Raw genomic sequence first — 24,028 nt, forward strand, 5'->3', positions numbered from 1 at the left:
AGTAAAGGATTATGGCCAGTGAAACGACTATATTAACTCGCAAAATTCAAATTTTCATCGACTGCGATGATAAAGAAAAACGTAGTGAATATTTTAAAAAATTATACGAATGGCAAGATATTGTGTATCGGGGAGCAAATCTAGTGCTTACGCATCAATATGTACAAGAAAATATAAAAGATCTGATCTACCTCAAAACAGATGTTAAAGTAACATTAACCGATAGCAGTACTGATGGGGAGGGAATACTAAACACGTCACGTATGAATACCACATACCGACTGCTCTCAAGCTATTTTAAAGGACAGATTCCTACTGATATATTATCGAAGGTGAATACTTCTCTGATAAAAAATTTTCAATCTGACCGCTTAGCATATTGGAAAGGACAGCGTTCCCTGCGCAATTATAAGAAAGATATGCCTATTCCCTTTTCTTCTCGGTCACTTAAATTAAGTCATGATGAGCATAGCCGAGATTTTAAACTGAATCTCTTTAAAATCCCATTCCGCACTTATTTAGGAAAAGATAGAACCGATAAACGCGTACTTCTGCAACGCGCATTGATCGGCCAACTCAAAATCTGTGCAAGTTCCATTAAAATCGTAAAAGGCAAGATATTTATACTCCTCGCACTAGAAATACCCAATAAAGAACATACACTAAACAAACATATCATCGCCGAAGCATCATTATCCATCGAACATCCGATTTCAGTGGCTATTGATAGAGACAACTATCAGATCGGCTCAAAAGAGGAGTTTCTATACCGACGTATAGCGATACAGGCTGCTAGATATCGCCTACAGAAAGCTTCCACCTATAATAAGGGTGGAAATGGAAGAAAAAGAAAACTCAAAAGTCTCGATCATTATCATGAAAAAGAAAAAAACTATGTCGATAGTAGACTACACCTGTACAGCCGTAGACTTATTGATATATGTATCAAATCGCAAGCAGGTACCTTGCTCTTGGTCAATCAATCTAACAAAGAACGATTAGCCAAAGAGGATGACTTCCTACTGCGTAATTGGAGCTACTACGGCCTCATGGAAAAGATCAAATACAAAGCAAAATTGGCAGGAATCCACGTGATCATTGAATGACATAATCGACTCACTATCAGAATTAAATAACACAAAAAATAAAAAACTTCGATTCTTAACAAATTTAATAAGCTTTTCATCCGGACTAGCTGAAAAATTAAAACTGGCACATGATACGTGTTTACTAGGGCAATACCTTTGTCTCAAAATTAAGGCTATGGATATTCACCAAGTAATCCGACATATTGTCCAACAAGATCAACTGCACGCAAAGTGGTTGAACACACTATCATTTATGGAAAATGCCGGTGCTAGAAAAATATCACAATGTGAACACTCCACAAAAGTAGATATTATTCAGCTCAAACATGCCGCTGAAGAACACCGGCATGCGTACTATCTGAAAAAACAGATTGGAAAATTAAGTAACGATATGTGCAAGACTTATGACGACAAGTATCTCATTGCTCCAAGATATACCAGACAATACCTACATCAGTTGGATATTAAATCTTGCCGTTACCTCAAAGATACTTTTAATCTCTGCGGACCAGCGCTTAAGCATGCGGCTTACCTCTTTGTGACTTACGCTATTGAGGTTCGTGCTGATCAACTTTATCCCATCTATCAACATACACTCGACCTAGAGCAAAGCAAAGTAATGGTAAAATCTATCATTCTCGAAGAAGAAGGGCATCTGGAAGAAATGACTGCTCAGCTTCAACTGTTTTCGCCCAATTGGGAACGCTATGCCGAGGATATACAGGCTATAGAGCAAGGCTTGTATAAAGAATGGATTTCGGCGATTGGATCGTACATCAATTAAACAGAGAAGATGTATCGTTTATTGGCGACCCGATTGATGCAAAGATCCGAATCAGGATTTTTAAGAGCGCTCAAACCTCGTGCTAAGGCAACTGACTTTTATAGCAATGACTATCTGGGTATGGCCCGTAACCAAGAGTTCCATGCAGAAGTTTTGCAAGCAATACAAGACGATCATACTTTGATTGGCGGAAGCACGGGATCTAGACTCATAAGCGGTCATACCCAAGTCGCACTTGAAACAGAGGATTTTCTTGCCCAAACTCATCACGCAGAGTCCGCGCTACTATTTCCATCGGGCTATATCGCAAATCTAACTTTATTTTCATGCCTACCACAAAAAGGAGAAACCGTGATTGTCGATGAGTATATCCATCGATCTGTACACGATGGATGTATGATGTCTACCGCAACAAAGTGGAAATTCAAACACAATAATCTTCAAGATCTCGAAGATAAACTCAAACGTACCCAAGGTATCTGCTACGTCGCTATTGAAAGCCTGTATTCTATGGAAGGCGATTTCGCTCCGCTGAAAGAAATAATACAGTTGACTGAAAAATATGGCGCTTCTTTAATCGTCGATGAAGCACACGCTTTTGGAGTATTTGGGTACGGATTGGTTCATCGATCGGATTTACAAAACAACGTTTTCGCGACTCTTGTTACTTATGGCAAAGCAATGGGATGTCATGGAGCTGCGGTACTATGTAAGGCTATCGTCAAATCCTATTTGATCAATTTTGGTTCACCATTTATATACAGTACAGCACCAACAGATCTGACGTGGATGCAGCTAAAAATGGGGTATCAGTATATCCTTAATCATCCATCTTTAGCTGATCAGCTGCAACAAAATATTCAGTTTTTTCGATCACAGGGTCTCCCGATTCTATCTGCAAAAGAAAGTCCTATTCAAGCACTTGCGGTAAAAAATAATGAGCAACTCTTGCAATTAAGAGACGTCCTATTGCACAAAGGCCTACAGACCTACGCGGTTTTTTCTCCAACAGTAAAATTGGGACAAGAACGTCTGAGGATATGCCTTCATACGTTTAATACGAAAGAAGATATCCGATTGCTGGCATCTCTTATACAAGAAAACCTATCGCTATGAAGTAAGCAAAACAGCATGTTGCTATTATTTTTAGTAAAAGAAAAATAACATTTTAAATAGCTATGAAAGAACAACTATTTATCACCGGAATCGGGACAGAAATCGGGAAAACAATATGTGCTGCTGTATTGACACAATATTTGAAAGCGGACTATTGGAAACCTATTCAATCTGGAGAACTGCATGCAACAGACAGTATGCGCATCTATGATCTGCTACAAGGCGATGTGGTCATCCACAGCGAACGGTATAAACTAAAGCTTGCAGCATCACCACATAAGTCGGCAGCACTAGAAGCGGTCAGCATTGCTCTAGCGGACTTTGAAGTCCCGACAACAGACAATCATCTGGTCATAGAAGGTGCCGGAGGCTTGTTTGTCCCGATTAATGATAACCATTTTATGATTGATTTAATACAATCATTTGCAGTTCCTGTTGCCCTAGTAGTCAAAGACTATCTCGGTTGCATCAATCATACCTTGCTATCAATCAATGCCATAAAACAACGAAACCTGCATTTGAAATATATCCTATTTAATGGTGGCATCGACCCCGATTCAAAAAAGGTGATTAGCCAGCACATACCATCCGATACTCGGGTGATCCATATACCGCATTTAAGCGCAATAACGGCACAAGCCATCAGCAATCTTGCCCATGGTTTAACTCTTTAACACAAACGAATACAATATGAAAACAAAGATCAGAAACAACTGGACCAAAGAAGAAATACAGCAAATCTATGATCAGCCCCTCATGGAGCTTATATACCAAGCCGCTACGGTGCACCGAGAATTTCACAATCCTGCAGAAGTACAAGTGTGCACCTTACTGTCTGTCAAGACCGGAGGCTGCCCTGAAGACTGCTCGTATTGTGGTCAAGCGGCGCGCTACCATACTGACATCCATGTACAGGCGCTCTTACCGACAGAAACCGTAATCGATCATGCTAAAAAGGCAAAAAAGAATGGCTCCACTCGATTTTGCATGGCCGCTGCCTGGAGAGAAGTGCGTGACAACCGTGATTTTGACAGAATTATTGATATGGTAAAGGGAGTCAATGCACTGGGGCTAGAAGTGTGCTGTACATTAGGGATGTTGACCGAACAGCAAGCAATACGTCTACAAGAAGCGGGTTTATATGCTTATAATCACAATTTGGACACCTCAGAACACTATTATGACGAGATTATTTCGACCCGTACATTTGACAATCGGATCAATACCATCAACCATGTCCGCAAAGCGGGCATCACCGTTTGTTCTGGCGGCATCATTGGATTAGGAGAGTCTCACAAAGACCGCATCTCTATGCTATTAACCTTAGCAACAATGCCCAAGCATCCTGAATCCGTCCCTGTCAATGCACTAGCTCGAGTAAAGGGCACTCCTTTAGAAAATAATCCAAAGGTCGACATCTGGGATATGGTCAGAATGATTGCGACGGCCCGTATCGTCATGCCTAAGGCTATGGTAAGACTCAGTGCAGGGCGCGTTGAGATGAGTGAAACCGAACAGGCATGGTGTTTTATGGCTGGAGCAAATTCTATTTTTACTGGTGAACAAGAAACATTATTGGTGACTCCCAACCCCGGTGTATCTCAGGATATGAAGATGTTCCAGACATTGGGACTCCAGCCCCTAGCCAAAGGAATCAAGGAGGGATCATGCACGACGATTTAAGAGCACGGGATCAAAAAGTAAATTGGCATCCTTATACACAAATGAAAGGGGCATCAGCGATCGTGCCTATCGTGCGCGCTGAAGGAACTTACCTCTATGACAACGAGGGCAAGCGCTATATCGATGCTGTCTCCTCTTGGTGGGTGACGCTACATGGTCACGCCCATCCTTACATAGCAGACCGCGTGTACCGCCAGCTCAATACCCTTGAACAGGTGATATTTGCAGGATTTACACATGAACCAGCCATACAGCTAGCCGAAAATTTATTAAAGCTCCTTCCGAGCAATCAAGAAAAAGTATTCTACACGGATAATGGATCGACAGCTGTGGAGGTCGCACTTAAAATGTGTGTACAATACCACGCGAACAAGGGGCATAAGAAATCAAAAATCCTAGCCTTTCAAAATGCTTATCATGGTGACACATTTGGTGCCATGTCGGTGAGTGCACGTGGGGTATGGACCGAACCATTTGGGCATCTTCTTTTTGATGTTATTTTTATCGATATACCGACCCACGACAATATAGCATCCTTATTCGAAGAAATCGACCAGTATGTTGACGACGTCGCATGTTTCATCTACGAACCTTTGATACAAGGGGCGGCTGGTATGCTGATGCATAAAGCTGAAGATCTAAATATGCTCATGAACTATTGCCGTCAAAAAGGTATTCTAATGATTCAAGATGAGATCTTTGTCGGTTTTGGGCGCACGGGTAAATTATTTGCGGCAGATCACCTAACCGAATATCCGGATGTGATGTGCTTTTCAAAAGGACTTACGGGTGGTACCATGCCTTTAGGCCTGACCACTTGCTCCTCGATTATTTATGATGCTTTTTATGCCGATGATAAAAAAAAGGCTCTCTACCATGGTCACTCCTTTACAGCTAATCCTTTGGCCTGCGCAGCTGCCTTGGCAAGCATGGAACTCTTATTAAAAAAGGAAACTCGTGATCGAATAACAGCTATTGAACAGAAGCATCAGACCTTTCTTGCTCATATTGTACTGGATCCAAAGGTCAAATATGCTAGGCAAACGGGAACTATTTTGGCTATCGAGCTACAACAGGATGAAAAAACATCTTATTTTAGTGTTTTAAGTGAGGTCTTATACCCCTATTTTTTAAGCCGAGGCATCTTGATCAGACCATTGGGCAATATCATTTATCTCGTTCCTCCTTACTGCATAAGCGATGATGATCTTGATTATATCTATACCGTCATCATCGATGCACTGCAGCTCTACTAGTGTATTTGGATCTACCGATGCTATTTAATTGACAATAAGTTCACTTTTATCGTACCAGATCGACACATAAAATGTATGTTTGCACATGCTAAAATCAAAGATAGTATGAGTATATCATCTATCAAAAAACAATAGTAAAAACAATTCATACAAAATGTCAATTTCATACAACGAACGTTTCTTTCTCCTATTCGAGAATTTAAAGAAAAAAGGCGAATTAAAAACATACGTAGAGCTCGGTAAATTAATCAACGAAACTAAAGTTGGGATCAATGATCTCAAAACTGAACGTAAGAAGGTGAGTGTTCAACATATCCATGATATGAAAATTTCATACAATTATATCAATACGGACTACTTAGTCGGAGCGAGCAATCAGCTGTATTTATCGCCAAACGAAACAGCGCAATTAACCTCAACGACATATTCAGAAAACTCTGGACATCAAGAAACGATCTTGGCACTTAAAGAAACCATCGCAGCAAAAAATGAAACGATCGAAGTTCTCAAAGCGCTCTTAGTTCAGAAAAAATAAGAAATCAAATCATTTAAAAAAAACAAAATCCACGGGATATCTTTTCTGTGGATTTTGTTTTTAGTACTACCACTGAGATGATCAAGCGGGTGTCGCCATCTTTTTTATAAAAAAGATCGTTATCGTCATTTTATTGCTGTACCATCACAGTTAAGAACAGTATTTTCGAATATTATTTGTAAACTTAGCCCATCAATCTAAATCAACAATATGCGTGTAGGATTATTTATTCCTTGTTATATAGATGCCATCTATCCTGAAGTTGGTATTGCAACATTAGAACTATTGGAACGCCTTGGAGTAGACGTAGTCGTACCTTTAAATCAAACCTGCTGTGGTCAACCTATGGGAAATGAAGGTGATCAAAAAAATGCAGCTTCTTCAGAACAGCTCTTCTGTGATAATTTTGAAAGTTTCGATTACATGGTTGGTCCTGCGGGAAGCTGTGTCAAGCATGTTCGCATGCATTTTGATGCTATTCCACAGACTAAAAAAGTAGAGCATGTGCGTAAAAACACATACGAACTGGTCGAATTTTTGACCGATATCTTGCAAGTCAAGGAATTTCCGTGGGCGACTTATAATCATAAGGTCGCTGTACACAATAGTTGTAGCGCTATACGTGGCCTACATATACAGTCCAGATCGGAATGGCAGGAACCGTATTTCAATAAAACAGAGGAGTTGTTAGGTAAGGTACAAGGGGTAACGATAGAACGGATCACCCGTCCAGACGAATGCTGTGGTTTTGGGGGTACGTTTTGCGTAACAGATGAAGCCGTGAGTGTTAAAATGGGGCAAGATAAAGTCGCTGATTATATGCAACATGAAGTGACTTGTATTGTTTCTCCAGACATGTCTTGCTTGATGCATCAAGAGGGTATAGCCAAGCGCCAAAAGGCACCTTTAAAATTTGTACATATCGCACAAGTATTGAACAACGGTCCTTTTTAATTAGAACGAAGATGAGTAAAGTTAAAGTTGACCAAAATGCGGCAGATTTCATCTACATGGATGACATCCATCAGCCGACTCATGATAAAAACCTTTGGAATGCCCGTATGAAACGGGATACCGCAGCTTCTGGTATTCCCGAATGGGAACAGATGCGTGATCTGGCTTCCCAGATCAAAGAGCATACCTTGACACACTTAGACCAATATGTCCAACAGTTTGTGACCGAAGCTACTAAACGTGGCGTGATCGTTCATTTTGCAAAGGATGACATTGAGCACAATCAAACTGTTTATGATATTCTAAAAAGTCACCATGCGACTAAAATCGTGAAAAGTAAATCCATGTTGCAGGAAGAATGTGAAATGGGTGCTTTTCTAGAGGCTAGGGGGATCGAGTTGATCGAAACGGATCTTGGAGAGCGCATTCAACAACTCTCCGGAGAGATGCCAAGTCACATCGTCATGCCCGCTATCCACAAAACAACTGCAGATGTCGCCGAACTTTTTGCGCGAACGATTGGTACGGATCCCAACGAAGATGATCCACAGCAATTGACTGAAGCAATGCGCAATAATGCACGTCCCAAATTTTTGGAAGCCCACGCTGGTCTAACAGGTGCAAATTTCGCTATTGCCGAAACTGGAGCTTTTGTCGTCTGCACCAATGAGGGTAATGCTGATTTGACGGCGAGCATCCCACCGCTGCATATTGCAAGTATTGGGATCGAAAAAATCCTACCTAAGACGGAAGATCTGGGTTTATTTATCCGACTCTTATCTCGAAGTGCCCTGGGTACTCCCGCGACCCGTTACACCTCTCATTTTATGGGTCCTCGCGAATCGGGTACCGAAATGCATATCGTACTCACGGACAATGGCAGAAGCCGTCGTCTTGGTATGGAAGATTTTTGGCGATCTTTAAAATGTATCCGCTGTGGCGCCTGTATGAATACCTGTCCAGTCTATCGTCGCAGTGGGGGACTTGCCTATGGCGCAACTTATTCAGGACCTATTGGCATTATTATCGACCCGACGTTTGATGAATCCAAATTCAGCGAACTTCCATTCCACTCCTCTTTGTGCGGCTCTTGTTCTGAGGTGTGCCCCGTCCGTATCAATATCGCGGAGCAGATCGGTCTGTGGAGGCAGCGCATGGTCAACATAAATGAATCCTCTAAAACACTTCACTATGCTTTCGGGGCAGTAGAAAAAGTGTTTGCGAATCCAAAATTATTCCGATTGGCAGAGAAAGCTGCTTACTATGGAATGAAACTGACTCCGAATTGGTTATTGTACCATAAAAAGCTAAATGCTTGGGGTAAACATCGCGAATTGCCAGAAATCAAAAAAGAAACTTTTAGGGATTGGTATATTAAAAATAGATTGAAAAAATGAGTTCACTAGAAGAATTATTAGCAGCTATACGGCAGAATCTTCCTGCTCAAAAGGTGGATTATCCAACGATACCAACCTATGAAAAACAAGGTACTAATCTAAAAGATAAATTTATCGTAAATCTGGGACTTTCTGGAGGAGAAAGCTATGAGGTAGGCAGTATCGATGAAGCAAAGGAAATCATGCGCCAAAAACTTCCAGATACACGAGTCACTTGTTCTGCAACTTCGGAGTGGGAGGGAAGCAAATCAATCCAAGCTATTGCCCATCCTAGGGAATTGGAGGACGTAGACTTAGGGATCATTCGAGCTGAGTTTGGTGTCGCAGAAATGGGCATGATATGGTTAACAGAAAATTCGTTGCAAGTAAATTCTTTGGGTTTTCTTTCTCAGCATCTTGCCATTTTACTGGATCCTGATTTAATCACGGAAAATATGCATACCGCCTATCGTAAAATTGATTTTCAGGCTTCCACTTATGGATGTTTTGTCATGGGCCCCTCTGCTACAGCAGATATCGGTGCTTACCTAGTCCGCGGTGCCCAAGGAGCACGCAGCCTGACCGTTTTCTTTTTAAAACAGCAAGCATAGTCATTATTTTATCCGTCAACCTATTCATATCATCATCTTGTTCAATCATCACAAGGTTCATGATGGAATAAACCCTCCACTTACTCGTAAGATCATAAAACAAAAAAGACCAGATTTCACATCCCGAATCTGGTCTTTTTAGGTTTTTAAATGTTATCCTTATTTTAAATCTTTCAATATTTCTTGCACAGCTCTTTCTAACTGGGGGTCTCGATCATTAGATCGATCAGCAATGGTATTATGCACAAAAATATCTGGCGCTACACCTGTGTATTCCAGATCTTTGCCATCTAAAGTATAACAGCCCCAAGCAGGTAGGCGATAATTAGATCCGTCTACCAATCCCTTTGCCGAGGTAAAGATGATCCAGCGATACGTTTCATTTCCGATGATCTTACCCAATTTTAATTCTTTAAATCCAGCTGCAGTCATCTCAGCATCACTTAAAGACTGCTCGTTGATCAACAATACAATGGGTTTTGATGCTGGCGCAAAGTTACTTTGTGGCGCCATTTTACCGCCTCGGTATTGCCATTGCAGGTAAGGTCTTTGCGATAGAAAACGCAAGACTTCATCATGTACATTGCCTCCGGTGTTGTATCGTAAATCTAAAATAATACCTTCTTTATTATTTTCTTGTTCCGCCATATCTATTAAAAAGCGCTGCAATTCCGGTCCGCCCATATTTTTCATATGCGAATAAGCGATCCTACTTTTACTCCAGGTATCCACTTTACCACGATTGCTCTTTATCCATTCATCGTAGATAAGATCCTTAAAGGCGGTACTTGTCAAGGGACGGATATTGACCATGATCTCTTTTCCTGCACGCTTAATAGTTAATTGGACTTCTTCTGCCAGTGACGGCCAGGTAAAATAGACATCACGATCGATCTTTGGATCCACCTTATTGCCGTTGACTGCTATGATTTCATCCCCTTCTTTTAGATCTACACCTTTTCGTGAAGCTGGACTATTATTGACAATATGCTCGATCTGATAAGGGTTTTCCTGATTAAACAGAACGCCTATTTCATTGGTCACAAATCCAAATGGCTTGCGCTCTTCTGCTCCCATTGAACTAAATCCGAGATGCGATGAATTTAACTCGCCCAACATATCATTGAGTAAAATCCGTAGATCGCTGCGGTTATTAACCACTGTCAGATAAGGTTCATACTTCTTTTTCATCACTCCCCAATCGATACCGTGGAAAGTACTATCATAGAAGTTTTCCTCCAATCCAGCCCAAGTCTCATAGAACATTTGCTTAAACTCATTTTCTAGATCACGGTTAAACTTGAAATTGATATTTATTGCATCAAGCTTATTTTGCTCAAGATTATATTTTTGTATAGCACCTTTATTGAGGATAAAATATTTACCATTCGCTTCTGTAAATTGATTAATCCCGCTCTCGATCACCTTCTCTGTTTTGCTCGTTTCAAATGGTTCATAAATCGTTCTGTACAGACTGTATTTCCCTTCGTGGTTGGATGAGAAGAAAACATAATTCTTTTCTCCTTTTTGTATGGCGATCGGATCGGACTGTGTTCCAAAAGCCGGGCTCACTTGTTCGATACGGTCTCGTAAACCTTGCAGATCAATAGTCACCACTACCTTTTTATCACTAGGTGTATGGGTGGCGATTGCTTTTTCATCTTTCTTATCCTTACCTTTTGATTGATCATCAGTCTTTTTGTCCGCAATGGTATCTTTTTTTACTGGCTGACTAAATAATTCGTTGAATTTATTATTTCGATACGGTTCATCAAAATTTTCCAGTGCCATGCGGAAAATACTCGAATTTTGCATTCCTGTAGGGAAAGCTGGTTTTGTACGATTGCTGGCAAAATAGATATATTTTCCGTCTGGAGACCAAGAAGGAGAGGTTTCTGACACACCCGTATTGGTCAAATTGGTTGTCTGGTTTGACGCGAGCTGATGGACAAATATATCTTGCTCAAAATTGCGGATAGCCGTAAATAAAAGATATTTACCATCTGGGGAGAAGGATGGAGATGAATTTTGGAAAGCCCACAGCTCATCTTTAACAACTGTTTTACTTTTCAGACTCGTCAAGTCCAATACCCTAACCTCGTCCCTTCCGCTTAAGTAGACTGCTTGCGATTTATCCGTATTAAATGTAATCTCTCTATTGTTTCGAAGATCTTGGGTCAATTGTTTGACTTCGCCCGTACCATCCGCACTACGCGTATACCAGTTTAGATATCCTTGATAGGTCTGACTATAAAGCAATGTTTTATTATCCTTGAGCCACTTTACTTCCATAATGCGCTGTCCTTGACTCGGCATCTGACGGATAAACTTACCTTCGCTGTCCGAAACAAAAAGTTCACCTCTAGACACAAAAGCCATTTTCTTTCCATCCATCGCAACATCAAAATAGCTGATATTGCTATTGACATTAAATTCTTTGCTTTTGCCAAGCACCTGATTTCTACTTAATGCAATATTGGGCTGTGTCACTTTCTTTGATGCTACATCATAGAGAAACAGCTGATATCCTTTTTCAAAGGCTATCGTTTTTCCATTGGCAGCCACAGCAGGTCTTTTAATAGACTCTTTAAATGAGGTCAATGCTGTTGGCTTATCATTGATGAGCTGGTAAAGGTTATATTCTGCATTTCCCTGATCGGAAACAAAATAGATCTTTCCATGCTGATCTACAGTAGGCCAAAAGTCTTTGCCGTTATAATCGGTATATTGCTTAAATGCTTTTGTCTTGGGATTATATGATTTTATGTCGGGATTGAATGCTCCTTTATATCGCTTCCGGTTTGCAGAACTGTAACCCTCCCAACTGTCATTGAACAACAGTTCCCCTGAAGGTGTCTCCACGACTTGACTGATATAATTGAAATAATGTGGAAATAAGCGTTTTGCCGTACCGCCTGTGGCGGCAACTTGATAGCTACTCATTCGGTTGTAACGGGTAGAAGTAAAATAGAGCGTTTTGCTGTCCCAGCTCCAGCTGTCTATTTCATCTGCCCCTTCATGAGAGGTGAGTTGACGGATATCACCACCTGCTAATGGCATGACATAGACGTCCATATTTCCATTCTGATTCGCAGAAAAGGCAAGCTGTTTTCCATCAGGTGATATCCGCGGATTAATTTCGTTGCCTTCCATGCCGGTGAGCCTGACAGCCACTCCGCCCTCACTTTCGACCTTCCATAGATCGCCTTCAAAACTAAAAACAAGGATTTTTCCATCAGGACTTAAGGTCGGATGCGATAAAAAAGTCGGCTGCTGCTGCGCGAATGTAAGCACAGCTCCACAAAGGGTAAGACAAGTACCCAACAAAAATTTTTTGATCATACTTTTATAGGTGGTTAATGGATGATATGACTCTATAAAGTTACTTAAGAACTTGTTAAAAACCAATAAATAATCCATCGACTGATTGCACAAATTGTACTCTTTACTAAAACTGTTTTAAAAACAAAGTGTTGTATCAAAAACTGACCGTCGGTACTGATTGGTGTAAATTAAATCGGGTCTTATTTTGAAAGAAGAAATAGACCTGTACCTAAATTTTAATTTCTTACATGTAACTTTGGTCACTCATAACATCAACAATGGACTCAACCCTAACCTACTCTGAAGAAGAGCTTTATCAAAAACGCAATCGCATTCGGATTGCCGTATCTCTATTTTATTTTTGCCAAGGACTAGCATTTGCCTCTTGGGCAAGTCGTATTCCAATTATCAAAGAGCGCTTAGATCTTACTGAAGGCCAATTGGGAACCATATTATTGATGCTACCGGTGGGACAATTGGTGACGATGGCACTGTCAGGAAAATTAGTGACCACATACGGCAGTGCAAAGGTATTACGGATTGTAGCCATTATCTATGCTTTAGTACTTTGCTTGGTAGGATTTGCACGAAATGCCTGGGAATTGGGAGCGGTTTTATTCTTATTTGGGGTGGTTGGCAACATGTGCAATATCGCGGTCAATACGCAAGGTGTGGCGGCTGAAAAAATATTCAAGAAATCAATCATGTCTTCTTTTCACGGCGCATGGAGCATTGCTGGATTTATAGGTGCACTCATTGGCCTGCTCACCATGAATATTGCTGTCGATACCATACCCCATTTTATGATTATTTTTATATTAATAGTCATCAATACGACGATCAATTACCGATACCTGGTACCGGGAAAAGCGGTTCAAACTAAAAAGACCTCTTTTTTCTCGAAACCAGAAAGTAGCTTAGTGCAATTGGGCATCATTGGATTTTTTAGCATGGCAACAGAAGGCGCCATGTTTGATTGGAGTGGTGTCTATTTTAAGGAGATCGTTCATGCTCCCGAGCAGTTTATTATCGTGGGTTATGCTTCCTTCATGGTGATGATGGCATTAGGTCGATTTATTGGCGACGCTGTTATTAGTCGGCTTGGACGAAAACGCACCTTGCAAATTAGTGGTATCCTTATGTTTACCGGTATGATGACCTCCGTGATTTTTCCGGACTTCTATATTTCAACACTTGCCTTTATGATGGTCGGTATTGGTGTTGCCTGCAATGTACCAACGGTATATAGTGTCGCTGGACAAAACAAACATGTCCCTTCGGGTGTAGCATTAGCCATGGTATCGAGCATCAGCTTTTTGGGCTTCCTAATGGGACCGCCTCTGATTGGATATATTGCAGAGCTGACAAGTTTACGCTATTCTTATGGTGTATTTTCTTTATTCGGCATTATGATGTTTGTGATGGCCAGTAAATTAAAGGTATTTAAAGGCTAAGCAATTTATATCTATTGATTATGAGCGCGATCAAAGGTTAGAGATGGGTCTCCTCATCGTATAAAATAATAAATGTGAGGTCATTGAGCGATCTCACATTTATTATTTTGTAGCCCCAAGCAGAATTGACACATTCATAATGAAATATCATACTTCATTATAAAATTGGAAATGCTAAAACTTTATTCAAGCATAAATTTTTAAGATTTCCAATATACTAGAGTTGTCTATTTAATACTAAAAGAAAAATTTGTATGAGATTTTGTATGCAGAAACTATTCAAAATTACCCCGCATCAATATTCATCATATTTATAAATCCTAATTTTTACTCAACATATAACTTTATTTTTTTAATTCTAAAAATTTATTATATTTTTGTAAAACTTAAAGCAAGAACCAACAAAACAAAAGTTACCAACATGTGTTGATAACTTTTTCTATAAAAAAGAGTATAAAATAATCACTTTTAACAGAAATTTTATTCTTAATCTGAGATATATGTTATTCGCTGTAAACAACCAAAATGAGGATTTAGGATTCATTAAGTATTTCATTGCTAATGCAAAAATGGATTCATCTTATTTAGAGTATGTAAAAAGTATATTAAAGGATTCTAAAGATTTAGCTTCTGGTAATAAACAATTATTCGAAACTGATCCAGAATCTAGAAGATTAAAAATTCTTATATCAAGAATAGCAAAACCTTGGCTTCAAGAATTAAATCTTGATAATGTATCAAATCAGGATTTAGATAAGCTAGAACAAATTTTAGCGCATAAAGAACAGGAAAAATTTGCATTATCCTTTTAATGGATCTATTAATTAAAGTTTTACAACTTCAGTTAGAAGAAGTTGGACAGTTACTATCAAATAGTAGAGAAGACACATATTCAGACAGTCACAAACAAGACTACCATAAAAATTTAATTAGTCTATTCGATCATCTTAGAGACACAGATTTTAATACTTTAACAGATCCTAACCAGCTATCAATTTATAAGACCTATTTAGAGTTTATTTTAAGTAGTATCACACTATTGAAAGACAACACTTTAAATACCATACCTTATGAAATGGTTTTATGTTTAAAGGATGCTATGGAAGATTGGATCAACCCGGATGATTATATTATTGTGACTGGCCTAAAAAAGGAATTATATTCATTCAGTTATTCCCTCGAATCTTTCACAGAGTTATTTTATAAAGACCTACAGTTTAAATTTGGAATATCTTTTGAAAAAAAATTGGTTAAAATAAATTTGCCATTTACTTTGTCCAAAGATTATTTCTGCACAGTTCCTTTATATCATGAGTTAGGTCACTTCATTGATAATCAGCTGAGTGTCGTAAGAAATACTGTTAATTTAATTATAAATGATAGTGAATTTGGATTTAATCACCAAGATTTACATCATTACTTTCCCTCAATAATCCCAGATATTTTAGAAGTTGATGATAATACTCCAGCAGAGAATTTGGATAGAATAATGAACTGCTTTATTAATCATTTGGCTGAATATTTTTGCGATATATTTGCTTCACAATATATTGGAATAAATTCAAATATATACATAAATTATATTTCATTCCAATATAGTAATTCTGAATCATACACCCATCCAGACACGAAATTAAGAATGGAAATGGTGGAAACCTTTCTAGATGGCAAGACAAATAGGGTAATAGAATTCCTAGTTAATTCAATTCAACAACTTTCAGGTGAAGAACTAAGAATTAGGTATAAAACTATTGAATCTGATGACTTTTATCATTTAATTCCATTTGAAGCTTCTTGTAAAGATGAGCTTCATGGTATTTTTGACTACGGATGGAGAACATGGCTAAATTCGAAAGACAAATTTATTGAAACAAATGGTGATAGTTTTGAAGATATTACTCAAAGCAACTATTACAGTATAATAAATAATCTTGTTGAAAAATCAATTGGAAATTATTTTATTAATAAAAATTGGAAGGAAAATAAATAATGTCAACAATACTCTCTCATAAAGAAATTGATGCTCTAATTAAAAAGCACGATCTTGTAATTAGACCATTACTTGAAGAGTCACAAATAGGAGAAGTTAGTATTGATTTTAGGCTCGGAACTAATTTTCTTGTTTCATCATTAGGTAGAAACCCATTAATAACAACATCACTTAATGAAGAATTTGGGAAATCTCAAGATTTAAAATCGTTTTTTTCAGAAACGAGAAGACAACTGGGAGAAACAATTACTTTATACCCTCATCAAACAGTTCTTGCATCTAGTCTTGAATATGTAAAACTTCCAAGAGATATTTTATTAAGCCTTAATATGCGTAGTTCATATTCACGACTAGGTTTAACATTATCTACCATTGCTCAACCTGGATACTGCGGATGCCTATCATTAGAACTAACCAACAATAACCTATGTCCCATAAACCTTACTGTTGGTTCGCGAATATTTCAAGGGATTTTACATAAAATTAGTGATGAAGTAAACTACTTCAAAGTTAATAGAAAATATTCGTGTGCGATACGTCCACAACCAGCTAAAATTTCTTCGGACAATGATTTAATTATTTTAAACAATCTGTGGAAGAAAATCAACAATAAGTAATTATATAATAAATAATGTATACAGGAGGCTTTCTAATAATAGAAAGCCTTTTTTATTCTCTGATTTTTAAAATTAGCTAAAATTAATTTATAAAATAAGTATAAGAATATATATAAACCAATTATTTATAAACGACTTTCTCAACTTTTCTCATTGATTTTCCATACAAGGTCATTACAATTGCAATAAACTGATATACAAATATTTATATATTATTATATATTAATTTAAAACAATTTAATAACAAAAATATGGCAAAAGCAACAGCAAAATTAGAACAAAGAATTGACGCAAAAACAGGACTTCTTAGAGAAAAAAATGTTCCAATCGTAATTGATTTTACTTTTGAAGGTAAACGCTTATGGACTCAAACAGGATTAACAGTTGATCGAAAAAATTGGGACTCTAAAAATCATCGAATTAAACCTTCTGTTATCAACAGTATTGAATTAAATGCTGTAATACACAAGCATAGTTCAAAACTTGAAAAAATATATCTAGATGCAAAATTAAATAATGTAAATGTTTCTGTGACCTATATCAGAAATATATTGAATCAAGTTAAAACAAGTAGCAATAAAACTTTTTGGGAGTACTATGCTGAATATATTGAAAATGTTGAACTGAAATGTGCTAAAAATACAGTTAAAAAACATAAAACTTCATTGGATCTACTTTCCAAATTTTCCAAAAATAATAGAATCGGAATTGAATTTAGTATGATCGATACAGAGTTTTATCACAAATATGTTTCGTTCTTAATTACTAAAATGAATCATTCAAACGTAACAGTGGCAAAATACACTCAGACCCTTAAACAATTTCTAAATTACTGTAGTCAACGCACATATAATAAAAATATCACTTATAAAACATTTACTTTTTCAGCAAAAGATCCTGAAATCATTTCTTTACAAAAGGAAGAGATACTGGCATTAAAAAATTTAGACTTATGCAATAATAAGTACTTAGATCAAGTTAGGGATTGCTTTATGTTTCTTTGTTTTACATCACTTAGATATTCTGATGCATCCAACTTAAAGAAAAATAATATAATCAATGATATTTTAAAATATGTATCAATAAAAACTAAAACACCTGTTAGCGTTCCTCTTCATCCATTAGCAATCGATATCATTAATAAATATAAGAACAATGAAACGGAAAAACTATTACCATTTATATCTAATCAAAAAATGAACGCTCATTTAAAAGATTTGGGAAAGCAAGCTGAATTGACAAGGGATGTCATTAAGGTGAAATATTATGGTTCAGAACGACGTGAATTCCCTCGGAAACTATACGAAGTATTAACAACCCATATTGGTAGAAAAACTTTTATCTCTTACCTCTTCAATCAAGGTATGGATTCTGAGCTTATTAGATCAATTACCAATCATAAAAGTCTCTCTTCTTTTGCCCGATATAATAAAATAGAACCAAGCTTCCAAAAGTCACAATTGGTAGAAAAATTAGACATTTAAAACCCTAATTAATAATTATTTTCAATAACATCTTGTAAAATTTTTAAAATTTCAAATCTATTTGTATATGAACAAAATAATTATCACTAAATGCGACTTAAAAGAGGTTGCTATAGAAGCCACGGTATCAATTGAAAATTTAGTTGAAGTCTTCTTCCAAATCTTTAATCAAAAACTACAAGAATCTCAAACAGAATCAATGAAAGTTAATCAAGAAAATCACGATTTACTAAGTCGATTGGAAATCTGTAATTTGTTACAGATTTCACAAACAACTCTTACAAAGAGAATCAAAGATAACTGTATTCCTTATTCCAAATGTGGAAGAAGGTTACTTTTCTCGAAAAATGAGGTATTGAATGCTATTAAAAATAGGGCTTAAGATGATCGATTATACAGTATTAGTTATTTCTAATTTCACCTTTGGAGACTATCAAAAATTTTTAGATTTAGTCGACATAGAAATGCCTACTGAGTCTGAAAAAATGGTAGTGCATTTGGAAAATCTTAAACTTGAGTATTATCCAAATGCTAAAATGCTAAAAATCAGGAATAGTTTGCATAAGTTCTATAATAGGACTTATGCAGATATAAAAATCGATGGTAATCACAATGATTTTTGCTTCAGCAATTTTGTTTCATTATCATACATGTTGTCGGAGTTCTATTTTGAAAGAGATCTAAAAGAATTTAAGATTTCTACCAAATTAGAGACAGGTATCAATATAGATACTGGTGGTTATAAACCAATGGATATTTTGGAACGCTATCAATCCTTTCAAGTATGTAACTCTATCAACCACTTCGAAACAATAGACACTTGGGGAGGAACGATTGGGAAACCAAAGACAAGAAAAGTATTTATGTCTGATTATCAGTTGAAACTATATAACAAATCGGCTGAATCTAAATTAGCTAAAGTTAACCTCCTTAGAATGGAAATTGTCTATGGACAATTAAGGAAAATTCGATCAGTCCTTGGTGTTACTGATATCTCACTCGAAACATTAACTGAACTTAAAAGCTGGTTAAGCCTTGGCAATTACTTAAATGATTGTTATAATAATATTAAAAAGATTCCATTTACAAGTCGCGATTTAACAGTGGATGAATTAAATAAAGTCTATGCCTTCTGTAATAAAAGTTTCAAAAAAGATTTAGCAACTCACTTGTCACGACATAACTATTCAAAATACATAGATGAATGCAAAGAAGTGTACAATAAAATAAGTCAATCTGAAGATAATTATCACAACGTCATAGGTGATAAAATATTTTCAAAAATCAAATACCTATGTAACCATTAATGCGAAAATCTGCATCGTTTCATATCTCGTTAGTAATTATGAAACGAAAATCGAATACTATGAAAAATTAAAAAAACATGAAAACAATTAAATTAAAAGATGGTATTCCATCAAAAAGTATTCAAAATTTGGATGAATCAATATACAATATAATAGAAGGTATTGATAATCATAATATTGATTTAATTTCTAAAATTATTGACGAAGATGATGAAATTGAAAAAATTGAAAATAAATTGATTGCTAAATTTTATCAAGCGTTTAAAGACACTTTAGCTCAAAATGGTCATAGCGATCTTCTTACAGAACACGAAATGATTGAATATGTTAGTAGTTATGTGAAATTGTATGTTGTCAATTAATTTTAAGGAATATAAGGTTGCTCATGCAGCCTTATATTAAAAAAGCTGTAATATAAAATTTATAGAGATTTATACTGCATTAGACGGCATATACGGCAAAATTCTTTGCTCCTCGGTAAATCTTGCGTTCGCAAAAAACTCTTCCGTATATAAACCATAATAAATTATGGTGCGATTTATTCAGAATAATTAAAAAAGAGAAGTTCCTTTAATTCAATTTTTAAAGTTGAAGCAATTTGGAATAAAGTACTAATTGTTGGATTTCCTTCTCCTCTCTCAATACGTCCAATTTGAGAGATAGGGATATTAGCTCCATTTGCTAATTCCTCTTGTGATAGATTTTGTTGAACACGAAGCTCTCTCAGATGATTTCCGAAAGCCTTATTAAGTTCAATATTTTTAGTTTTTACCACATAAGCAATTTGGCTTATTTTTATATTTTGAATAAACGCATATATGCTCTATTTTTGAAAAAAGATCGATTATGAACAAATACTTTAAACTTTTAACGTGCATTATTTCATTCTTGTTTTCAGAAACAACTTTTGGACAGAGTGAAAATCAAATTCAATTTTATGGCTATCAATTATCTAAGTATGATAAGCCTGTAATGGTGAGACAAAATGAATATAAACCATATTATAGATTCTATGAAGAAAGACGACAAGGAAGAGTAATTCTTGATGAAAAATCAAAGAGGTTTTCTATCAAATGGAAAGATGGAGAAGATTGGACTGCAAAAATTACTAAAAAAGAACAAAAGACAGAAACTCAAGAAATATATGGTAGAGTTTTGAGAACTAACTATTCAGGGTTTTGGATAGATGATAATATCAAATGCTCTTTAGTAACAATAAAGACTTACGAAGGAAAATGTCTCATAGTTTTAAAAACAGCAAAAGTTGTTGATGATTATTATAGTATAGATGCGTGGAAAAAAATTTTTACGCTCGTTACAAATGGAGAATGTTTTAATGATCTAGAAAAAGAGATTGGCACTAAACAAAATCAAATAAAAAACAATAACTCCAATTCTAAAAATCCGCCAGCAATATATAAAGGCAAAAAGAATTTTTATAAGAAGTTATGAATAGATATTTAAAATCAATTTTGCTATGCGTATTTTTCATAGTAAATATCAATAATGTAAGAAGTCAGATATTTTCAATTAAAGATACTGATTATGATATGCTTACTGAAGATTTACAAACATTATACAACTATGCAGAGAGAGCAAAAAATAACATAGAACCTTATAAATCTTATGAAACAGATCATTTAGTTCATAGTGATTTTACGAAATCTGATAGAAATTCTATTATTTATGAAGTGACCGTAAGAGATAATAACATTTTTGATTTCTTGCCTGATGTAATGCAGAAGAAGTTGAAACTAAATTTTGTTAGAGATGAAGTTAATAGAAAAGCAAGCTCATTGACTATGATATATAGAGATTGTAAAGATGGATTGAAAATTACTGTAACACACTTTAAAAATACTAAAAGAATGTTTGTCTCTGTACAATGGTTTGATAAAAAAATTAGACACAGAATAATGGAACTTCACGATTGTCAAAATTAGAAGAGAAATTTGAGTTCAAAAATCTCCTTTTTACGTTTGCAAAATTAGGACAAAACTAGTTTCGTATGAATTGTGATTTTAAGAAAGTAAATAACATAATTTTAGCTTATCCAAAATCATTTAAGAACAATTTTAATAAGGCTTCAAACGTAATTGAAGAGCTAATTCAAAAAATTCCAAATGATATAAATATTCAATTGATTACATCTCATCCAAATGATTTAGATCATCTATATGAAAAGATTGCTAATGGAGATAATAAAAATATACAGCCAATATTATTAGAAGACTGGGATGAAATTTGGTTAAGAGATTGGTTAGGCTTTATCAATGAGAATAAATTGGTAAAGCCTATTTACTTTCCAATGTACTGTGACTATCGATACAGATGGAGTTATTTCAAAAAAATAAATCAACTATCAAAAGAAGTTGTTAATGCTTTTATTGGAAAGGAGATAATAGATATTCCATTGATATGGGACGGAGGGAATCTCATTAATAATAGTAAATATGGCTTTTTAACCTCAAAAGTAATTGAAGATAATACATCATTTTCAAAATATTACATTGAGAAAATGATCGAAGAATATCTAAATATAAGACCTATAATAATACCAAAACATGAAGATGATGTTATTGGTCATATTGATGGAATTGCATCATTTATAAGTGAAGAAAAGCTAGCGGTTAGTATATATCCAAATATGCCTTTTCTAAGAGAAGATAATAAGTACTTAGATGATATATTAATAACGGCTCATAATTTGGGCTTACATACATTGAGGATTGAAGATAGACCTGTAGATCAGACTATTAAATGTCAATGTAAGAAGAAGAAACGAAGTGGTTGCTATTCGGTATCAAAAGGTATTTATCTCAATAATATAATTCTTAATGACACAGTAATGCTACCTCAATATACTTTACCTACCAGAAAAGAAACAGATTATTACAACAGAGTAAATAGAGACTTATACACTAAATTAGGTTTTAAAGTCGAGACAGTGAATTGTGATAATTTATCTCAATTCGGAGGCTCTTTACATTGTTTGAGTTATATTTACTGATAAGATATAAGCTCTTTTAATTATGGACTACGAAATATATTGTAAATACTTATTGGAAAGTTTTCTTGAAAACCATTCGGAATACTTTCCTAAGTATGTATATAAATATTATGATTTTAATGGAGGATATTTAAGTTTAAAAAATAAAACAATTCAATTTACTAACCCCTTAATGTTTGAAGATAAGTCAGAGTGCAGAGTTGAAAGGATTAAGTTTAAAAATCAAGGAAAAAGAATAAAAGAAGCCTTGCTAAGTGAGGAGATAAAAAAATATGAGTTTGAAATCTTAGGGTATAATGTAGACACTTCTAAAATAGAAAAATCTTCATATAGAGAGCTGGAAGAAGAATCAGAAGAGCATTGGAATAAGCTTATTCAATCATTTGGAGTAACTTGTTTTACATTGTTGGAAGAGAGTGATTTTCATTGGGTTAACTATGCTGATAATTACAACGGAATATGTATAAAGTATGATTTTGATACTCTATTTGATAGTTTGAATGATTCATCTCATTTTCAATATAATAAAAAAAAATCTATTGTACATTCTCCAATTATATATGTTGACAATATTTTATCTGTAAAATACGGAGTATCTTCAATTGAGAAGATACAAATGCTAACAAATTGGGTCTTTGCAAAAGAAAAAAAATACGAAAGTGAAAAAGAATATAGACTTTATTCTCAAAATTGTAAAATAGAAAATGGATATCAAAGAGTTGAGGTAAATAGTGCATCTATTTTAGAGGTGAAAATAGGGAAGAGTGTTTCAATTGAGAACTCTCAAAAAATCAAGGATTTAGGTTTTTAGAGATGTATCGGAAAAAATTCTGAAAATCCTATATATCGTAAGAAAACCTTAAAATCTCGAATCTCTATAATCATTTGGATTAAAAAACCGACAAATTGTATGGGACCTTGTATGTGAAAAAATCAAAATCGCCGAAGTCTTAAAGATTTCGGCGATTTTCTTTAAAAGTTGTAGCCCCAAGCAGAATCGAACTGCTATCTAATGTTTAGGAAACATCTATTCTATCCGTTGAACTACAGGGCCGACAAATCGTATGCAAATATTTCAAATATATTGCTTAATCCCAAACTTATTTTGTAAAATATTGATGAAAATAGAGGAGAGAAAAAATACTGTGGGGGGAGAAGGATTCGAACCTTCGAAACCGAAGTAACGGATTTACAGTCCGTCCCATTTGACCGCTCTGGAACCCCCCCAGTATAATTTGTTGACTTATAAAGTATTAAGATTTATTGAATCTCAATTTCCTTATGGAACGCTACAAAGGTAGAATTTTGTCTGATATATGCAAAATTTATTTATAAAAAATATATCGACAAAATTGATTGTACCCTCAATGTAAAAATAGATTTTAACGATAGCTCATTGATAAAATCGATTCTTTATTAACCAATTTTGAGGTATCTTT

Annotated in this window: 24 protein-coding genes and 2 tRNA genes; 22 read left to right on the forward strand and 4 right to left on the reverse strand. The window is 35.6% G+C overall.

The features are described 5' to 3' along the window. Nucleotides 1–11 precede the first annotated feature (11 nt). The 10 genes from AC06G9_RS22390 to AC06G9_RS22435 all read left to right on the forward strand — a co-directional run bounded on the left by AC06G9_RS22390 (nucleotide 12) and on the right by AC06G9_RS22435 (nucleotide 9,403). Nucleotides 12–1,106: a hypothetical protein gene (locus AC06G9_RS22390; RefSeq protein WP_248755141.1), complete on the forward strand. Its 1,095-nt coding sequence runs from the start codon at nucleotides 12–14 to the stop codon at nucleotides 1,104–1,106. 157 nt (nucleotides 1,107–1,263) lie between these two features. Next, entirely contained in the window at nucleotides 1,264–1,872 is a 609-nt protein-coding gene (locus AC06G9_RS22395) for a hypothetical protein (RefSeq protein WP_045755814.1), read from the forward strand. Nucleotides 1,873–1,881: 9 nt separating this feature from the next. After that, nucleotides 1,882–2,988 carry an aminotransferase class I/II-fold pyridoxal phosphate-dependent enzyme gene (locus AC06G9_RS22400; RefSeq protein WP_293928952.1) on the forward strand — a complete coding sequence of 369 codons (1,107 nt, stop codon included), beginning with the start codon at nucleotides 1,882–1,884 and terminating at the stop codon, nucleotides 2,986–2,988. Nucleotides 2,989–3,050: 62 nt separating this feature from the next. Then, a complete protein-coding gene (bioD, locus tag AC06G9_RS22405) occupies nucleotides 3,051–3,662 on the forward strand; it encodes a dethiobiotin synthase (protein ID WP_045755812.1) in 612 nt (203 codons plus the stop codon). Between the two features lie 16 nt (nucleotides 3,663–3,678). Beyond that, the gene (gene bioB / locus AC06G9_RS22410) at nucleotides 3,679–4,671 is read left to right on the forward strand and encodes a biotin synthase BioB (protein ID WP_346569428.1); all 993 of its coding nucleotides are present in this window, start codon (nucleotides 3,679–3,681) and stop codon (nucleotides 4,669–4,671) included. Then, on the forward strand, nucleotides 4,656–5,927 hold the full coding sequence (gene bioA, locus AC06G9_RS22415; RefSeq protein ID WP_480957267.1) for an adenosylmethionine--8-amino-7-oxononanoate transaminase: 1,272 nt from the start codon (nucleotides 4,656–4,658) through the stop codon (nucleotides 5,925–5,927). The genes bioB and bioA overlap by 16 nt, the downstream gene beginning before the upstream one ends. Before the next feature lie 154 nt (nucleotides 5,928–6,081). Then, nucleotides 6,082–6,462, forward strand: a complete 381-nt coding sequence (locus AC06G9_RS22420; RefSeq protein WP_480957268.1) for a hypothetical protein — start codon at nucleotides 6,082–6,084, stop codon at nucleotides 6,460–6,462. 210 nt (nucleotides 6,463–6,672) lie between these two features. Continuing rightward, nucleotides 6,673–7,416 carry a (Fe-S)-binding protein gene (locus AC06G9_RS22425; protein WP_480957269.1) on the forward strand — a complete coding sequence of 248 codons (744 nt, stop codon included), beginning with the start codon at nucleotides 6,673–6,675 and terminating at the stop codon, nucleotides 7,414–7,416. Between the two features lie 11 nt (nucleotides 7,417–7,427). Continuing rightward, nucleotides 7,428–8,813, forward strand: a complete 1,386-nt coding sequence (locus AC06G9_RS22430; RefSeq protein WP_480957270.1) for a lactate utilization protein B — start codon at nucleotides 7,428–7,430, stop codon at nucleotides 8,811–8,813. Then, nucleotides 8,810–9,403, forward strand: a complete 594-nt coding sequence (locus tag AC06G9_RS22435) for a LutC/YkgG family protein (protein WP_045755806.1) — start codon at nucleotides 8,810–8,812, stop codon at nucleotides 9,401–9,403. The genes AC06G9_RS22430 and AC06G9_RS22435 overlap by 4 nt, the downstream gene beginning before the upstream one ends. Nucleotides 9,404–9,562: 159 nt before the next feature. Here the strand turns inward: AC06G9_RS22435 and AC06G9_RS22440 are convergent, their stop codons facing one another. Beyond that, a complete protein-coding gene (locus AC06G9_RS22440) occupies nucleotides 9,563–12,745 on the reverse strand; it encodes a S41 family peptidase (RefSeq protein ID WP_480957271.1) in 3,183 nt (1,060 codons plus the stop codon). A gap of 260 nt (nucleotides 12,746–13,005) precedes the next feature. On the opposite strand from AC06G9_RS22440, the gene AC06G9_RS22445 reads away from it, so the two are divergent. The 8 genes from AC06G9_RS22445 (at nucleotide 13,006) to AC06G9_RS22480 (ending at nucleotide 19,941) form a co-directional block, all read left to right on the forward strand. Beyond that, nucleotides 13,006–14,181, forward strand: coding sequence for an MFS transporter (locus AC06G9_RS22445; protein WP_480957272.1), 1,176 nt, complete (start codon nucleotides 13,006–13,008; stop codon nucleotides 14,179–14,181). A 500-nt stretch (nucleotides 14,182–14,681) separates the two neighbouring features. Then, nucleotides 14,682–14,993: a hypothetical protein gene (locus tag AC06G9_RS22450; RefSeq protein WP_480957273.1), complete on the forward strand. Its 312-nt coding sequence runs from the start codon at nucleotides 14,682–14,684 to the stop codon at nucleotides 14,991–14,993. Then, the gene (locus tag AC06G9_RS22455) at nucleotides 14,993–16,171 is read left to right on the forward strand and encodes a hypothetical protein (protein ID WP_480957274.1); all 1,179 of its coding nucleotides are present in this window, start codon (nucleotides 14,993–14,995) and stop codon (nucleotides 16,169–16,171) included. Before AC06G9_RS22450 ends, AC06G9_RS22455 begins: the two co-directional genes overlap by 1 nt. Further along, nucleotides 16,171–16,788, forward strand: coding sequence for a dCTP deaminase (dcd, locus tag AC06G9_RS22460; RefSeq protein WP_480957275.1), 618 nt, complete (start codon nucleotides 16,171–16,173; stop codon nucleotides 16,786–16,788). The genes AC06G9_RS22455 and dcd overlap by 1 nt, the downstream gene beginning before the upstream one ends. 251 nt (nucleotides 16,789–17,039) lie before the next feature. After that, nucleotides 17,040–18,272, forward strand: coding sequence for a site-specific integrase (locus AC06G9_RS22465; RefSeq protein ID WP_480957276.1), 1,233 nt, complete (start codon nucleotides 17,040–17,042; stop codon nucleotides 18,270–18,272). Nucleotides 18,273–18,339: 67 nt separating this feature from the next. Beyond that, nucleotides 18,340–18,654, forward strand: a complete 315-nt coding sequence (locus AC06G9_RS22470) for a helix-turn-helix domain-containing protein (RefSeq protein ID WP_480957277.1) — start codon at nucleotides 18,340–18,342, stop codon at nucleotides 18,652–18,654. Between the two features lies 1 nt (nucleotide 18,655). Next, nucleotides 18,656–19,579, forward strand: a complete 924-nt coding sequence (locus tag AC06G9_RS22475) for a hypothetical protein (protein ID WP_480957278.1) — start codon at nucleotides 18,656–18,658, stop codon at nucleotides 19,577–19,579. Nucleotides 19,580–19,656: 77 nt separating this feature from the next. After that, nucleotides 19,657–19,941: a hypothetical protein gene (locus tag AC06G9_RS22480; protein ID WP_480957279.1), complete on the forward strand. Its 285-nt coding sequence runs from the start codon at nucleotides 19,657–19,659 to the stop codon at nucleotides 19,939–19,941. A gap of 176 nt (nucleotides 19,942–20,117) precedes the next feature. Here the strand turns inward: AC06G9_RS22480 and AC06G9_RS22485 are convergent, their stop codons facing one another. Then, a complete protein-coding gene (locus AC06G9_RS22485; protein ID WP_480957280.1) occupies nucleotides 20,118–20,354 on the reverse strand; it encodes a helix-turn-helix domain-containing protein in 237 nt (78 codons plus the stop codon). Between the two features lie 71 nt (nucleotides 20,355–20,425). Here AC06G9_RS22485 and AC06G9_RS22490 point away from each other — a divergent pair, with 71 nt between their 5' ends. The 4 genes from AC06G9_RS22490 (at nucleotide 20,426) to AC06G9_RS22505 (ending at nucleotide 23,400) form a co-directional block, all read left to right on the forward strand. Continuing rightward, entirely contained in the window at nucleotides 20,426–21,031 is a 606-nt protein-coding gene (locus AC06G9_RS22490; protein ID WP_480957281.1) for a hypothetical protein, read from the forward strand. Beyond that, nucleotides 21,028–21,522: a hypothetical protein gene (locus tag AC06G9_RS22495; protein WP_480957282.1), complete on the forward strand. Its 495-nt coding sequence runs from the start codon at nucleotides 21,028–21,030 to the stop codon at nucleotides 21,520–21,522. The genes AC06G9_RS22490 and AC06G9_RS22495 overlap by 4 nt, the downstream gene beginning before the upstream one ends. A gap of 65 nt (nucleotides 21,523–21,587) precedes the next feature. Continuing rightward, on the forward strand, nucleotides 21,588–22,589 hold the full coding sequence (locus AC06G9_RS22500; protein WP_480957283.1) for an agmatine deiminase family protein: 1,002 nt from the start codon (nucleotides 21,588–21,590) through the stop codon (nucleotides 22,587–22,589). A 22-nt stretch (nucleotides 22,590–22,611) separates the two neighbouring features. Beyond that, the gene (locus tag AC06G9_RS22505; RefSeq protein WP_480957284.1) at nucleotides 22,612–23,400 is read left to right on the forward strand and encodes a DUF2971 domain-containing protein; all 789 of its coding nucleotides are present in this window, start codon (nucleotides 22,612–22,614) and stop codon (nucleotides 23,398–23,400) included. Nucleotides 23,401–23,571: 171 nt separating this feature from the next. On the opposite strand, the gene AC06G9_RS22510 is transcribed toward AC06G9_RS22505, so the two are convergent. Both AC06G9_RS22510 and AC06G9_RS22515 read right to left on the reverse strand, forming a co-directional pair. Next, nucleotides 23,572–23,643, reverse strand: a tRNA-Arg gene (locus AC06G9_RS22510). A 92-nt stretch (nucleotides 23,644–23,735) separates the two neighbouring features. Then, a tRNA-Tyr gene (locus AC06G9_RS22515) sits at nucleotides 23,736–23,816 on the reverse strand. Nucleotides 23,817–24,028 lie beyond the last annotated feature (212 nt).

It is taken from the genome of Sphingobacterium sp. MAE (assembly GCF_056711605.1).